We start from the raw sequence: 15328 nt of genomic DNA on the forward strand, positions 1-15328 counted from the left end.
GCACCTGGGGGGCTTTCGAAAATTCACGTTAAAACCGTGTAAGTAACCGCTCCTTTACCAACATTCTTTTACAGTGTCAATCTTTCGCCTTCCCTTCAATCAACCGGTCATCAGCTTGTTCCTCGAACGCTTTCGCTTCCTTTTGTTTAGGAGGTGGCGCAAATTCCGTAGAGCGGTACACGTACCAAACGCCGGTTAAAGCGGTGAGCGTAGAGATCACGTAAAAGGTGATGGACATAAACACGGCCAGTCCCTGGTCGATATGAAAATAACCTGCGGTATGTGTCATGGCATATTCACGAAGGCCGATACCTCCCGGGAGGCCGGCAGGAATGTTTGCAGCCAGCGCCGAAAGGAAGTAACTGAACAGGTAAGGAGCAAATTTACCATTGAAGCTTTGCGATAGCAGGATGCAAACAATGGCCGCGAGCTGCAGCGCCTGCACTACAATGGCCTTGCCATGCGTTGATAAAAAATACGTGGTATAATCTTTAAAGAACCGCCGCATCACCAGGTAATAGATAACGGTGCCGGCAACCAGTACCGCGATCGGTATGCCCGCATGGATATCGATCTGGGGGATGAGGATGATCAGCGCCACGGCGAGGAGCCCGATGGCCCATAAACCGCTGAGCCGGTCGAAGAACATGGCGAGAAGGATGCGTTTGGTGGGCAACTCGTATTTTTTCCGCAGGATGTAGATCTTGTAACCGTCGCCGCCGACCCCTCCCGGCAGAAAAACGTTGTAAAACATGCCGAGCATGTATAGCCGGAGGTTGAAACCGGCATCGAGGTTGATGCCGATGCTGCGTATGAGCCCGAGACTCCGCGACGACGACACCAGCTGTGAGCAGATATATAATACCAAGGCCAGCAGGAGATACCATGGATTGCTCCTTAACAGGTACGTTTTAAGCACCCGGACATCGATCTTCTGAAAAACGAAGTACAGCAACGCGAACGTAACCGCTGTTTTGAGTACGATCTTAAGAATGCCCCAAAGTTTCTGCCTGTCCATTGAAAATACGCCTTACCTGGTAAGTTTTGCGGTTGGTTCCTTCAAAATACGTACGAACATTGATTTCTGCAAGTATCCCGATGGTGATCAGCTGGATGCCGCCGAGTAAAAAGATCAGGCCGAGGATCAGCATCGGCTTTCCGCCGATACTCTGCCCCAGAATCTTAAGTGTAAGCAAATAAAGGTTGATGAGTATACCCATGCCCAGCGAGATAAAACCAATAGTGCCAAAGAGGTGCATCGGTTTTTGAATATACTTTCTGAAGAAAATCATGGTGACCAGGTCGGCCATTACCTTAAACGTGCGATTGATCCCGTATTTTGACTTCCCGAACTGGCGGGCGTGGTGCTTTACATCCATCTGCGTGATCCTGGCTCCCTGCATTTTGGCGAGCACGGGGATAAAGCGGTGAAGCTCGCCATAAATACCCAGGTCTTCGGCGATCTCGCGTTTAAATATCTTGAGTGTGCAGCCGTAATCTTTAATGTAAACACCGGTAAATCTCCTGATCAGGGCGTTGGCAATGCCTGAAGGGATCTTGCGGAGCAACATGCCATCCTTGCGGTTTGCGCGGTTACCGGCTACCACGTCCCAATCTTCGTCTTTAAGCCGCTGCAGTAATACCGGGATATCGGTGGGGTCGTTTTGAAGATCGCCATCTAGCAAGGCGATATAATTGCCGTTAGCATGATCGATACCGGCAGTCATTGCAGTACTTTGACCGTAGTTTTTGCGAAGCTCCACCAATACCGTGCGCTCGTCGGCATGTTTCTTAATCTCGGCGCGGGTGCCATCGGTAGAACCGTCGTCTACTAAAATCACTTCGTAATCCATCCCGTCCAGTGCCGCCCTGATCGCGCTTACCAGCGGAGAAATGTTCTCTTCTTCATTTAGAACGGTGACGATAACAGATAGCTCTCTCATTTTATTTCAAATAACTTGAGTCCCCGGTACTCCTTCAGCAGCAAAGCTGATGGGTTTTTTAAATCGCGGTCAAAGGTAAAATAATAACCCGGCTTAATATCCTGTTCGGTAAACTCTACTTTCTTCATACGTGACCTTTCAATGTAAAAGATCAGCCGGTCGTGGAACGGGATGGTAAGCACTTCGGGATGATACTGGTAAAAATAGAAGGGTTTATTGCGGCTGAGGGTGCCCATTTCCGTGGCTGCATGGCGAAAGTAAACGGCGTCACGCCGCTGGAAGCGCTCGGGAAGTACGAACCAGCTGAAGCCCAGCCTCGCCACCAGCAACAAGCCGGCAAACGCTACGATCTTTGCTTTATCCAGGCGGTAAATGAGCCAGGTAAAGAATGCGGCCGACACAAAAATAGCCGCGGTTTTAACACCCAGCAGCGGTACGGCCTGCTGCAGGCCGGCAAATAAAGTCGACGGTACCGCCAACGTGATAATACATGCAATAGCCAGCAGGATATGATTAAATACGCGGTTGGTTTTAGGAAGCGAATCCCGGTAGGTATAGTAGCCGTAACTGAACGTAATGAGCAGCAGCGGGTAGAGCATAAGCAGGTACCGGGGCCGCGTTTCGGGCGATAACCAGTAGATCCAGATATTGGCCAGGAAGGTAATGAGCAGGAACCGGAGAAACGGATGCCCGAAGATCTCTTTCCGCGACGAGCGCTTTACGCAAAACAGTAGCAACAGGCTTGCTGGCAGCAAGTGCACGAGGTGTTCGAACGGAAAGGTAAGCACGTAACCGAACGTTTTCCAGAGACCGGCTCGCACAGCGGTGCGCTGGCTGCTCTGGTCCCAGATGGTGGCGAAATATCCGCCGAGATTGGGATTATACCTCGAGTAATTATAAAAATACGCGCCGATAATAAACACACACAACAATCCCGGTAGGATGTGCTGCCAGCTGAACAGCTTTTTAAGGTTACGGGTATACGCGAGGAGGGCGATCAGCGTCATCCCCTGGAACACGATAGACGGCAGGCCCTTGCACAGGAACGTAACGGCCGTAATGAGGTACGAAAACAGGAATACCTGCAGCCATTGCTCCTTGCGGTAAAAGTGGAAGATCAGCATGAAAGAGCCGAACGTGAGCCACGAGTAAAAAATATCGATATGCCCCAGCATCGAATCATAAAGCAGCATGCGCGAGTTCACCATGAAGAGAATGGCGCTTAACAGGGCGATCCGTTTATCGCGCAGGAAGCAGGCCACGGCTAACCAGATCGTAACGGTAAAAAGGAACAATGGCACAATGGCGGGTAAACGGGTAGCGAACTCCGAGAAATTACCGCTTAACAGGTAGGTAGCGGCAAGTATCCAGTTGTAAAGGGGCGGTTTATTGTAATAGTATTCTCCGCCGATGGTTGGCACCGAATAATTCTTACTGAGGATCATCTCCAGGGCTACGTTCGCACGGGTGGGCTCATCGGCAAATAAAGGCAACAAGCCAAGGTTCACGAAAAATGCGGGAATAGCCAGCACGAGGAGAAAGATAAATGCCTTCCCGGGATCCCGCTCAATAAATTCGTCAAGTTTGCCGATCATAAACCAACGCTAACGCCTGCATAATAATTTCGCCCGGGCGAAGGGTTAAAATACCTTCCGCCGAAGGCGTTGAGGTCATTGCCGAGGCTGTATTTTTCGTTGAGGAGGTTATCGGCGCCGGCATACAATGACAGCGTATATCCCTTTTGCTTCCGGAATCTCCAACCCGTTTTTACCTGGAGGAGGTCAAACTTGTCGGCATAAGCTGTGCCGGCATCATTTAGCGGGATCTTACCGGTGTAGTTATGCTGGCCGAAAATATATACCTGGCCGGGGAAACTAACCTGCAGACTTGTTACCAGCACATCAGACGGCACCCCGGTCAATTTATTACCCGAATAATCTGCCGCCGCATTTTTATAGTCGCTAAACAGGAAATTGCTGTAGGTATAGCTGTTCCTGAGCTCCAGCGCTCTTACCAGCCCGTGTGTTCTTGGTGCGATCACCAAAAAAGAGACTTGCGATTCGACACCGGTTTGCCTGGTACCACCGGCATTAATGTAATACTCCTGGTCGCTGGCGGTAACGCGCCTCACAATGGCTTGCTGCATTTTGTACCTGAATACACTCGCATCGAGCGAAAAGCGGCTGGTGCGGTAGCGTAAACCGGTTTCGTAATTCCAGCCGGTCTCGGGCTGCAGGCCCGTATTAATTACATTATCTGATGCCCGGATCTCGGCAATGGTAGGCGGCGAGTAACCCCTGCTAACAGAAGCCCTCCAGGCGAAGGCCGGTGAGATGAGAAACGACGAGGCCAACCGGGGCATCAGCTGGTTATTTAGCCGCTTTACCACGTTGCCTTTTATGGCAGGGAAACTGCTGCTGTAGCCGAATGAATAAAGGTTGATACTGGCCGCGCCCTCGATCACCAACCGGTTAAACAGGTCGAGAGAAAGATGGGTAAAAGCAAAGTCCTGGTTGGCACGAAGTTTATCTGCCGCCATCAGGCTTCCCTTTATGCCCTGGTTATTGGTATAGTTTTTAAAGTCGGTGTTGGTTTGCTGCGCCTCGAGGCCGGTGTTCCAAAGAATTACAGTACTCCCGGTAGTATCCTTTAGCTCGGCATACGTGCGGAGGCTCCAGGTGTTCTCTTTCCGTGTTTCATAATTTGTAATAAATGGATTTTTGAAATCGGTAAGGAAACCCGATAACGAGATCACATGCTTCCAATTTCGGGTGATGGCGATCTCATGCAGCACACCGCCGAGCACGGTTTTATTATAGATGGCCGCTTTCTGGTCGGCGGCCCCGGGCGCAGTGCCGGCCGGCGGACGTGCAGCTTTTGGATCTGCGGCAGACTGAACGGCGGTGAGGCCGCCCGGCGTTTGATAATCCAGGTCCGAGAAAAGCAGCACTGCCCGTATATTTGCGTTCGGCCTGTATTTCCATTGCTGCGAGAGGTTGGCATATTTACGGTGCAGACCGCTGTTTTGCCGGTAACCGTCCGAACGCTGGTACGCCTGGTTAACAGAAAAATTATATTTGCCTGACCGTTCCTGGAAAAACGCCCGTTCCTGGAAAAGCCCGAAAGAACCGCCGCCAAGATCGATCGAGAATGATTCCCCCGGGCTACCATAGCTTCGCGGGTTAAGCAGGATGGCGCCGCCGGAATTGGCGCCGAAAACGCTTCCTTCGGGGCCTCGTAAAAACTCGATCCGGCCGGTGCTGCCCGCATCAAGCAGGTTCAGGTAAGTATTTCCACCGGCATCCGTTAACGGGAACTCGTCCAGGTAAACCTTCAGGTTCCTGATCCCGAACGGAGACCGCAGAAGACTTCCCCTCACCGAAAGGCGATAGCTTCCCGGCGAACGTTCTTCCATGCGGATACCGGGTAACGCGTTAATCGCCGAAACCAGTGAAGCATTGGGCTGCTTACTTAATTCTGCGGCGCCAATTACGGCCGCCGATGCCGGCGACCTCAGCAAGGGTCGGTCTGAAAAGTACCCTTTTACCTGGACGTCCTCCATGCGAACAACACTATCAGCGCCTTGTTGGGCGAAAAGGCTTCGGGTTAACAGGAAGCAAAGCGCAACGAAGGCAAACTTTTTCATAGCGCGAAATTAGGATTAATAAGCGGAAAGCTTACTATTTAGCCTTCACCAACCACACCGTGCCGCCCGCATCGTCGGCCACCAGGAGCGCGCCTTCGGGGGTAACCGTTACCCCAACAGGGCGTCCGTAAACCTGGCTTTTCTCCTTATCGGCCACAAACCCAGTAAGAAAATCTACGGGCTCGCCAAACGGAACGCCATTTTTAAACGGCACGAACAGCACTTTGTATCCAACCAGCGCCGACCGGTTCCACGACCCGTGCTGGCCCACGAAGGCGCCGTCGCGATAAGGCGCGGGAAAGGCCGTTCCCCTGTAAAACGCAAGACCTAGTGATGCGGTATGGGCGCCTACCGGAACATCCGGCACAATGGCCTTTTTAACCAGTTCCGGATTTTCGCCCTTGCGCCGCGGATCTTCATGCTGCCCGAAATAAGCATACGGCCAGCCATAAAAGCCCCCTTGCTTTACGCTGGTGATGTAATCGGGCACAAGGTCGTCGCCAAGCTCATCGCGCTCATTTACCGCGGTCCAGAGTGTTTGCGTGCCGGGCGCCCAGTCCATCCCCACAGGATTGCGTAAACCGCTGGCGTAGATCCTCTCGCCCGTCCCATCCGGGTGCACTTCCAGGATATTTGCACGCCTTTTTTCGTTCGCCATGCCATGTTCTGCCACATTGCTGCCTGAGCCCACGGAAATATAGATCCTCGAGCCATCGCTATTTGCCAGCAGGTTGCGTGTCCAGTGGTTGTTATAGCCGCCGGCCGGAAGGCGAACGATGGTCTCGCCTTTCCCGGTGATTTTAGTTTGACCCTCCTGGTACGGAAATTTCATCACGCCATCGGTATTGGCTACGTAAAAGGCATCACCGATGATGAGCATCCCGAAAGGCTGTGCCAATCCGCCAAGGAAAGTTTCACGTACTTCGGGCACACCGTCCTTATCCGCATCGCGGAAGAGGATAATGGTGTTGGCGCTATTGCCAGCAGTTTCGGACTTGGATTTACCGGAAATGAGCCCGGCGATCTTTTCCTTTGCCGACCGCTCGGATTGCGAAAGCACCACCAGTATATCCCCGTTAGGTGCGATGTAAATGTTCCTGGGATTCCTGAGGTCCCCGGCAAATTTGGTCACGGTAAATCCGTCTGGTGCGACGGGTGTCTTTCCGTCGGGCCAACCGATCACATTGCTAAAGTTCTTGTGTGATTGCATGGTATCCGGTTCGGGGAGCTCCACCACTTTACTGGCAGGAGTACCCACCGTATCACCGGGTGGTGGCGGATTATTGTTTCCCTGGTTACAGGCTGCACACACCGTGATCATAATTGCGCTTAATAATGATGCATTCTTTTTCATAAGCCGTAGATAGTAGTATTATGAACAAGCCGGTACAGAAACTGTTTAGGCGGCTCATGCGATAGCGCCATAAAAAAACCGCCTCATAGTTAATCTATGAGACGGCTTTTTACAAGGTTAAGGATAAGTAAGGTTACAGGGCTTCGTCGTGCTGGGTAGCATCAAGACCAAGCTCTTCTTCTTCCCTGCTAACGCGAAGCGGGCTGATGATATCAGTCACTTTTAACAGGATAAACGAACCGATAAAGGCGAAAGCCGATACAGACACAAGCGCAACCAGGTGTTTAACGAACAGGGCGGTGTCGCCGAAAGCGAGGCCTTCTGCGCCGGCACCGTTTACGCTCTTAGTGGCGAAAATACCGGTCATTAACATACCTACCATGCCACCCACACCATGACAAGGGAATACGTCGAGTGTATCATCGATACCGGTTTTTGAACGCCAGATAACCACCAGGTTACTTACCACTGCGGCAATGATGCCGATAACAAGCGCACTTGATACGGTAACGAAACCGGCAGCAGGCGTAATGGCCACAAGACCTACAACCGCACCGATACAAGCACCCACAGCGGATGGCTTTTTACCTAACAGGATATCAAAGAAGATCCACGACATGGCGGCAGCGGCCGAAGCGGTGGTGGTAGTAGCCAAAGCGGTTGAGGCGAGCTCGTTAGCTCCCAGCGCAGAACCGGCATTGAAGCCGAACCATCCGAACCAGAGTAACCCAGTACCCAGGATCACATAACTCACACGTGCCGGCGTATGCTCGGGATTTGTTCTTTTCTTCAGGTACAATGCGGAGGCAAGTGCAGCCCAGCCGGCAGACATGTGTACCACCGTACCGCCTGCAAAGTCGAGCACCCCGTATTTGAAGAAATAGCCTTCCGGATGCCAGGTAGCGTGTGCTAAAGGAATATAGATCACCACGATAAATAGCGTGATAAAGATCAGGTAAGAGTTGAAACGGATACGTTCTGCGAAAGCACCCGTGATAAGCGCAGGCGTGATCACCGCGAATTTCAACTGGAACATGGCAAAAAGTACTACCGGGATAGTACCCCAGGATACGCCAAGCGTATTCTGCATCATAAAGAAGGTGGATGGGTTACCAAGAAAACCATATCCGCCAACATCCTCTCCGAAAGCCATGCTAAAGCCGAAAACAACCCAGAGAATGGTAATGAGGCCCATACAAACAAAACTCTGGAGCATGGTAGAGATTACGTTCTTTTTGCGCACCATACCCCCGTAGAAGAAGGCCAGGCCAGGCGTCATTAACAGTACCAGCGCGGTAGAGATCAGCAACCAGGCAGTGTCGGCCTTGTCGATCGCTCCTGCGGGCACTACAGCTTTAGCTCCCGGGTAGAGCAACCCGAGCACTACAACAATAACCAGTAGTGAGAAAGGAAAGATTTTTTTCATTGTGTGATTTAGTTTAGGGTTAAAGGATTGTTTTATGTAATTTATTTAGTACTTAAACTCATTCTATAGGATTGGTATGCAAATTCTGGTTACTTATTGACATTGATCGTCAATTTTGATTTAAAAAGTGTGTTTTGTTTTGTAAATTTTAAATAATTTATTTAAATATCCAATTAAAATAATAAAAATGTAAAAATTAATCGTGATTTATATATAAATAATAAAAATACAGGCTAAACATAAACCTATTTTTTCTAAGTCACGGTGATATTGCGAAATAGCTAAAACGAAAAAAGCCAGCAATAAGAATTGCTGGCTTTTTGTATGAGAATGAGTATTTAACCTAGATTTTTGCCTGTAATGTGGCCACTGTTGGTTGATTAAAAGACGAAAGCGCCTTATCCTGGTCAAGAAATGCTGAATTATACCGTAAATCCTGCCCGTTTATAAAAATAACGCTCTTTCCTTTAACTACGCCGATGATCTTATTGGTGAGATCTACCGGGATGGCGGGACATCCGTAACTTCTTCCCAACCTGCCATGCTGAGCGATAAACTGTTCGCTAACATATTCCGCCCCGTGCAGTACAATAGCGCGATCGCGGGCATTGGAGTTGTAGCCGTTGTCTACGCCGTTAAGCCGCAGCGAGAGACCGTGCTTACCGATATAGGTATCGTCGGTTACATAGAACCCGAGGCTGCTCTGGTGGGTTTCCGCTACGTTCGAAAAACTCTGCGCCATGTCATCGCCACTGCCCTGGCCATGTGCCACCAGTGAATTAAACAGCAGTTTTTTGTCGTCGAGGTTTACGATCCAGAGACGTTTTTCGCGGCTCGAACGGGTAAAGTCTACGATGGTGAGCAATGGCTTCGATACCAGGTTACCCTGTTTTAGGTTAAGGTAACCAGTAACCGCTTTACGGAAGGTGTCGAAATCCAATTTAGTGCCGGATAAACCCGCCGACTCATAGATGCTGGTCACGTACTCTTCAAACAAGGCCTTCCCCGAAGAGGAGCCTGTTGTTACCGCGGCACTATCCGTACCGGTAACTTTGCTGGTTAACTGCGTGTCGGGCGTCCAGCTTAATAATACTGAACCTGCCATCATTACCGCGGCGATCCCGCTTACAATAAAAGAATGTTTTCTCATAATCCCCTCTCTCCTTACCTTAAACGTTAAAATAACAGATTATTGTAATGCATTAATTTTTCTTCCACAAAGATACCAAATACCACCATACGAATTATCTTATAAATGTCAGGTTTTAAGTTATTAAGCAACAAATAAAGCCATTTAATTATTTACGCCATCGCAGGAGTTGATTTCTTTCTGCTTTCCTGGTAGATCCCAAAGCCCAGTGCGAGTACCAGGAGGATCGAAGAGACCAGCGAGATCTTCTCGCCCGTATAATAAGAAGCGGGCTCGAACTTGAACTCAAGCTTATGATTTCCACCCGGAAGTTCAGCGGCACGCAACACATAGTTGGCTCTTACATAACCGATCTTTTTGCCATCTACGTAGGCATTCCAGCCTTTATCATACCAGATCTCGGAGAACACGGCGAAAACATCCTTTCCCGCCGAGTACTCATACGTAAGGTGGTCCGGGTGATAATTTACCAATTTAATAAAGTCATTCGGACCAGGGGCGCCAAGGCGGGCCGCATCAAGCGACGATTTAAATTCGCTGCTGACAAAAGCTACTTTCCTGGGATCGAAGCTGTTGATCGCTGCCATTTCTTCATCAGCATTTTTTACGTAAGTGATCTGCGGAACAAACCACGCATTGCCGGCGGCTGAGGCCCTGTTTTGAATCCGCTGCGACTGTCCGCCTGTTTGCTCCTGCGAATTGGTGATCACATACTTGGTGTTCAGCATGTCGAGCACATCTTCGTTGATGGCGCCGTTAAACTGTTTGAGCAACAGCTCGTTAAAGCGTTTCAGCTTTGCTGCGTGGTAGCCACCCACGGTATTGTGAAAAAAGGTGGCGGTGGCAGATTGCGACCAATCGGGGCTCGTTAAGTCCAGTACGCGATAATCCGGCGACGTATCGCGCATGATCAGCTGGTCAACCTCCCTGGGCTGGTACTGCGCCTTCAGCTGCGTGTCTTCCACGAAGTTATCGTTATTCAGGTAGCGGCGATCGAGCATCCAAAGGTCGGTAAGAATGACCAGGCCAAGCACGATAAACGTAAACTGTGCGGCCATCTTTTGCCTGATCAGCGCCCACATCAGCCCTGCACCCACCAGTACGAAGAACAGGGAGCGCAACGCGTCCATACGGGCGATACTGATCCTGTCTGCAACGAGCGCGTTACCGATAGCCTCGGCAAAATTGCGGTCGCCTACATATTGTACCAATCCTTGTACGAACTGTTCGTGCGTTGATGATTTAAAGCTGAAGAACAAGGTAGGGACAAGCAGCACGATTAACAGGATCCCGCCGGTAATATAGAGTGAGTAAAGCAGCTTTTTAATAAGCGTCTTAGGGTCGGCAGTGTGAAACGCCACCTCTTTTACGGCCAGGATTGCCAATATAGGCACGAGAAAGCCTGCGATGGCGAGCACCGATTCCACTGTCCTGAACTTATTATAAAGCGGGAAATAATTAAAGAACAGGTCGGAAATAAAAGGCAGGTGCCTTCCGAAAGAAAGAAAAAGGCTCAGCACGGTGGCGATCAGGATCCACCATTTAAGACGATCGCGCACAATGAACAAACCGAATATAAAAAGGAAAACCACGATGGCGCCGAAGTAGAAAGGGCCGCTGGTAAACGGCTTCTCTCCCCAATACGTAGGCATCTGCTGTGCAAATCCCAAGGCCTGGTCTGCGGGGACCTGCCGTGCTGTCAGCACTTTTTCAACCTCAGAATCCTTACCCACTTTAGTAGACCGGCCGCCGCCGTAAGCATCGGGAACGAGGAAGGTAATACATTCACCCACTCCCTGGCTCCAGCCATATGCATAATCACGGTCTACGCCACCATTGGACTGCGCCTTATCTGTGGTAAGATTCGACTTACCGCGAATGGATTCCTGTCCGTATTCGTAGGTAGTCCATAACGTGCCCGCATTTACACCGACAGCGATCACCGCCGCCGCGGCCAGCCACCCGATCGACTTCATGAAATCACCCAGCGTTTTCCCCCTGACGGCATGAAAAAGCTCGATGAGGATAAAGATCAGCAGGGCGATAAACAGGTAATAGGTCATTTGCACGTGGTTACACCTGATCTCTATCGCCAGCGCAAGGGCTGTAATACCCGCTCCCATGATATAGTTCTTACGGAAAACCTGGATGAACCCGGCCACGATGGGCGCAAAAAACGCGATGGCAAGCGCCTGGTTGCTGTGACCCGCCTCGATCAGGATAAAATTGTATGAAGTGAATGCGAATGCAACGGCTCCTGCCGCGGCCAGCCATGCGTTCATGCGCAGGGTATAAAACAGGAGGTAGGCGCCCAACATATATAAAAGCACCGTATACAGCGGGTTGGGCAATACCGATGAGAAAAACGAGATCACATACGTGGTGATGTTGCTGGGATATCGTGCCCAGATCTGGTACGCCGGCATACCCCCAAACATGGCGTTGGTCCACAAAGGCGCTTTCCCGTCTTTGTCTTTAAACTGCATGATCTCCCGTTGCATGCCTTGTGCCTGCTGCACGTCCGATTGAGGAAGTACCAGGCCTTTTATCACGGGACTGAAGTAAACAAAGCAGAGCACGAGAAAAATTCCTACCACGGCAAGGTGAATACCATTGCGTTTGAACCAATTAGCCATTGATGTTTATTTTATTGAATGCCAAAAATAGAAAAAGGAAGTAAATTATCGGGGGTTATTTGGTGGGGAAAAACGAAGCTGACAACAGGAGGTGAATGTACAGTTTAAAGAAACTGAGACATTACAATTTTTCTGGTTAATTAACTAATTTATTAATTAATAAATTTCATTTATATTACGCGGGAATTATACTTGTATATTAATAAGTGGGAAAGATGGATCGAGCTGAATTTCTGGGGAGTAGTTTTGGCTGTCAGCTATCAGCATTCAGCCCGTAAGTATACCTTATAAGATAAGTAATTGACGTTGAGCTATTCTAAGTAGCATTCCAGTTTGACAGTGTAATCAAAGCTGATCGCTGAAAGCTAATAGCTCCCAAACTTTTAAGCCTGATCCAGAAAGATGAGTCACCATGATTTTTTGGTCATGCTTGCAGAGATCCTTAGAAAACGGGACATCCAGGCGGAGATAAATGATACGGTTCGTTCAGGATCTCCCTGCCGGAAGAAACGAGGGTGCGGAAGGAAACGGCGGCGATACCGGCCGGGAACCGGGCTGAGTCTTACTTCAGCTCCTCGTAATCAATAAATTCACCCGCCTTGTCTGCAGCTTTTGCTTCTTTATCCTTGGGAGGAATAAAGTCTACCCGGATAGAACCTTCCTGGCTCCGGGTATGCTGCTGCCGGTATTGCTGGCCTGCCTGCTGCTGCGCCTTATTGATCACCCGCTGAAAAAGCATGGGGAGTAATAACCTCACCAAAAGCCTGATAACATATAATACAGTGATCGCAATTAATAAAAACCTGATTAGTCCCATAGTTGTAACGATACAAATATAGACGATATATTAATTAAAATGTTTCAACGCCACTTAAACCTTACAATGGAATAAAGCAGACCCTGCCTACCCGGCCATCCTCCAGCCTTACCTTAATCCCGCGGGAATGATAAGATGCGCTGGTTAGAATATCCTTTACCACACCCGCAGTGCGCTTACCGGAGCGCTGATCTTTTTTGAGAATGATCTCTACCTCCATACCAGCGCTGATCTCGTCCCTGTATTGCCCGCTCATACTTTCTTAAATCGTTCTTCCATCATTTTTTCGAGGGCAAACATTTCATCACGCAGTTTTGCGGCAGTAAGAAAGTCCATATCCTTCGCCGCAGCCAGCATATCTTTTTTCGTGTTATCAATCGATTTCTGGAGTTCTGATTTAGACATATACTGCACGATCGGATCGGCAGCGATACTCATCGCCATTTCTTTTTCCACGTAAGCCTTTTGCACGCCGCCTTTAAAATCCATCACCGAGGTCTGCTCGATGATCGCCTCGCGCGATTTACCCACCGTTTTTGGCACAATGTCGTGCTGAAGGTTGTAAGCGATCTGTTTATCACGACGGCGATCAGTCTCCTCTATGGTGGTTCGCATACTGTCTGTGACCGAATCGGCGTACATGATCACTCTTCCCCGGTCATTCCTGGCGGCACGGCCAATGGTTTGGATCAATGAGCGCTCGGATCGAAGAAATCCCTCTTTATCTGCATCCAGGATGGCCACGAATGAAACCTCCGGGAGATCGAGGCCTTCGCGCAGCAGGTTTATTCCCACCAGTACGTCGAACTCTCCGAGCCTCAATCCACGTAAGATCTCTACCCGTTCCAGCGTTTTCACCTCCGAGTGGATATAGCGCACCTTGATACCCAGCCTGTCCATGTACTTGGTAAGCTCTTCGGCCATTCGCTTTGTGAGCGTGGTCACCAATACACGGTCGCCTTGTTTCACGGTCTTTTCCACCTCCTCCAGCAGATCATCTACCTGGTTCACCGCCGGGCGGATCTCGATCCTGGGATCCAGCAGCCCGGTGGGACGGATCACTTGTTCTACCACCACGCCACCCGATTTTTCGAGTTCGTAATCTGCCGGTGTGGCACTTACATATAACGTTTGCGGCGCCAGGCGCTCAAACTCATTGAAGTTCAGCGGCCGGTTATCGAGCGCGGCGGGCAACCTGAAGCCATATTCCACTAACGACATTTTCCTCGACCGGTCGCCACCATACATCGCCCTGATCTGGGGAACGGTCACGTGACTTTCGTCAATCACCATGAGGTAATCATCGGGGAAATAATCAAGCAGGCAGAACGGCCGCATCCCCGGTGTACGCCCATCAAAAAACCTCGAATAATTTTCGATCCCGCTGCAATAGCCCAGCTCCCGGATCATTTCCAGGTCGTAATTCACCCGCTCTTCGAGCCGCTTCGCTTCGAGAAAGCGTTTTTCATCAATAAACTGCTGCTTCCTGGTCTCCAGTTCCTCCTGTATGGCCCATACCGACTGGTTGAAGCGCTCTTTCGGAGTAACGAATAAGTTCGCCGGGAAAATCGCCATATGGGTCATCTTTTCGATGGTTTTCCCGTTACCGGGATCAATGGCGCTTAGCTCCTCGATATCGTCTCCGAAAAATGACACCCGGTACGCGAAATCCATATAGGCCGGGTATATGTCTACGGTATCTCCTTTTACCCGGAAGGTCCCGCGCTTAAAGTCGGCTGTCGTGCGCGAATACAGGATCTCCACCAACCGGTGCAGGAACGCATTCCGGCTGATCCTCGTGCCTACCGCAAAGCGGAATACCGAGTTGGAAAAATCTTCGGGATTACCCATACCATATATACAGGAAACAGACGAAACAACGATCACGTCCCTTCTTCCCGACATCAGGGCCGAGGTTGTACGAAGCCGCAGCTTTTCAATCTCCTCGTTGATCTGCAGGTCTTTCTCTATGTAGGTATTGGAAGTGGCTATGTAAGCCTCAGGCTGGTAATAATCATAATACGATACAAAGTAATTAACCGCATTTTCCGGGAAGAACTGCTTGAACTCGCCATAAAGCTGGGCGGCAAGCGTTTTATTATGACTAAGTATCAGCGTAGGCTTCTGTGTTTGCTGGATCACGTTGGCCACCGTAAAGGTTTTGCCCGACCCGGTCACTCCAAGCAGGGTTTGATAGTTATCGCCGCCGTTAACGCCTTCCACCAACTGGCGGATCGCCTCTGGCTGATCGCCGGTGGGGACATATTCTGATGTTAATTTAAATGACATACCTATCAAAGGTACAAACTTATGGAGCAATGGTTGCGTTTAAAAAGAATGCCGCGCTACGCGGATG

Annotated in this window: 11 protein-coding genes; all 11 read right to left on the minus strand. The window is 50.0% G+C overall.

Going from position 1 to position 15328, the window contains the following annotated elements; genetic code table 11:
• Positions 1 to 76: 76 nt before the first annotated feature.
• The gene (locus GS398_RS03890) at positions 77 to 1018 is read right to left on the minus strand and encodes a lysylphosphatidylglycerol synthase transmembrane domain-containing protein (protein ID WP_160905401.1); all 942 of its coding nucleotides are present in this window, start codon (positions 1016 to 1018) and stop codon (positions 77 to 79) included.
• Positions 987 to 1943, minus strand: a complete 957-nt coding sequence (locus GS398_RS03895; protein ID WP_160905402.1) for a glycosyltransferase family 2 protein — start codon at positions 1941 to 1943, stop codon at positions 987 to 989. The genes GS398_RS03890 and GS398_RS03895 overlap by 32 nt, the downstream gene beginning before the upstream one ends.
• Positions 1940 to 3538, minus strand: a complete 1599-nt coding sequence (locus GS398_RS03900) for an ArnT family glycosyltransferase (protein WP_160905403.1) — start codon at positions 3536 to 3538, stop codon at positions 1940 to 1942. The genes GS398_RS03895 and GS398_RS03900 overlap by 4 nt, the downstream gene beginning before the upstream one ends.
• A complete protein-coding gene (locus GS398_RS03905; protein WP_160905404.1) occupies positions 3535 to 5589 on the minus strand; it encodes a TonB-dependent receptor in 2055 nt (684 codons plus the stop codon). Before GS398_RS03905 ends, GS398_RS03900 begins: the two co-directional genes overlap by 4 nt.
• A 34-nt stretch (positions 5590 to 5623) precedes the next feature.
• A complete protein-coding gene (locus tag GS398_RS03910; protein WP_160905405.1) occupies positions 5624 to 6943 on the minus strand; it encodes a PQQ-dependent sugar dehydrogenase in 1320 nt (439 codons plus the stop codon).
• A 133-nt stretch (positions 6944 to 7076) separates the two neighbouring features.
• Positions 7077 to 8369, minus strand: coding sequence for an ammonium transporter (locus GS398_RS03915; RefSeq protein WP_160905406.1), 1293 nt, complete (start codon positions 8367 to 8369; stop codon positions 7077 to 7079).
• 343 nt (positions 8370 to 8712) lie between these two features.
• Entirely contained in the window at positions 8713 to 9519 is an 807-nt protein-coding gene (locus GS398_RS03920; protein WP_160905407.1) for a murein L,D-transpeptidase catalytic domain family protein, read from the minus strand.
• Between the two features lie 152 nt (positions 9520 to 9671).
• Positions 9672 to 12155, minus strand: a complete 2484-nt coding sequence (locus GS398_RS03925; RefSeq protein WP_160905408.1) for a YfhO family protein — start codon at positions 12153 to 12155, stop codon at positions 9672 to 9674.
• A 562-nt stretch (positions 12156 to 12717) separates the two neighbouring features.
• On the minus strand, positions 12718 to 12972 hold the full coding sequence (locus GS398_RS03930; RefSeq protein WP_160905409.1) for a DUF4834 family protein: 255 nt from the start codon (positions 12970 to 12972) through the stop codon (positions 12718 to 12720).
• A gap of 61 nt (positions 12973 to 13033) precedes the next feature.
• Positions 13034 to 13228 (minus strand): YwbE family protein, encoded by a 195-nt coding sequence (locus tag GS398_RS03935; RefSeq protein WP_160905410.1) that lies wholly within the window; start codon positions 13226 to 13228, stop codon positions 13034 to 13036.
• On the minus strand, positions 13225 to 15261 hold the full coding sequence (uvrB, locus tag GS398_RS03940) for an excinuclease ABC subunit UvrB (protein ID WP_160905411.1): 2037 nt from the start codon (positions 15259 to 15261) through the stop codon (positions 13225 to 13227). Before uvrB ends, GS398_RS03935 begins: the two co-directional genes overlap by 4 nt.
• Positions 15262 to 15328 lie beyond the last annotated feature (67 nt).

It is taken from the genome of Hufsiella ginkgonis, from assembly GCF_009834915.1.
Classification (GTDB): Bacteria; Bacteroidota; Bacteroidia; order Sphingobacteriales; family Sphingobacteriaceae; genus Hufsiella; species Hufsiella ginkgonis.

Bases quoted from the DNA above. Each gene is read 5' to 3' on its own strand.
- GS398_RS03930 (WP_160905409.1), bottom strand. From the start codon at position 12,972: ATGGGACTAATCAGGTTTTTATTAATTGCGATCACTGTATTATATGTT.
- GS398_RS03905 (WP_160905404.1), bottom strand. From the start codon at position 5,589: ATGAAAAAGTTTGCCTTCGTTGCGCTTTGCTTCCTGTTAACCCGAAGC.
- GS398_RS03900 (WP_160905403.1), bottom strand. From the start codon at position 3,538: ATGATCGGCAAACTTGACGAATTTATTGAGCGGGATCCCGGGAAGGCA.
- GS398_RS03895 (WP_160905402.1), bottom strand. From the start codon at position 1,943: ATGAGAGAGCTATCTGTTATCGTCACCGTTCTAAATGAAGAAGAGAAC.
- GS398_RS03925 (WP_160905408.1), bottom strand. From the start codon at position 12,155: ATGGCTAATTGGTTCAAACGCAATGGTATTCACCTTGCCGTGGTAGGA.
- GS398_RS03915 (WP_160905406.1), bottom strand. From the start codon at position 8,369: ATGAAAAAAATCTTTCCTTTCTCACTACTGGTTATTGTTGTAGTGCTC.
- uvrB (WP_160905411.1), bottom strand. From the start codon at position 15,261: ATGTCATTTAAATTAACATCAGAATATGTCCCCACCGGCGATCAGCCA.
- GS398_RS03935 (WP_160905410.1), bottom strand. From the start codon at position 13,228: ATGAGCGGGCAATACAGGGACGAGATCAGCGCTGGTATGGAGGTAGAG.
- GS398_RS03910 (WP_160905405.1), bottom strand. From the start codon at position 6,943: ATGAAAAAGAATGCATCATTATTAAGCGCAATTATGATCACGGTGTGT.
- GS398_RS03890 (WP_160905401.1), bottom strand. From the start codon at position 1,018: ATGGACAGGCAGAAACTTTGGGGCATTCTTAAGATCGTACTCAAAACA.
- GS398_RS03920 (WP_160905407.1), bottom strand. From the start codon at position 9,519: ATGAGAAAACATTCTTTTATTGTAAGCGGGATCGCCGCGGTAATGATG.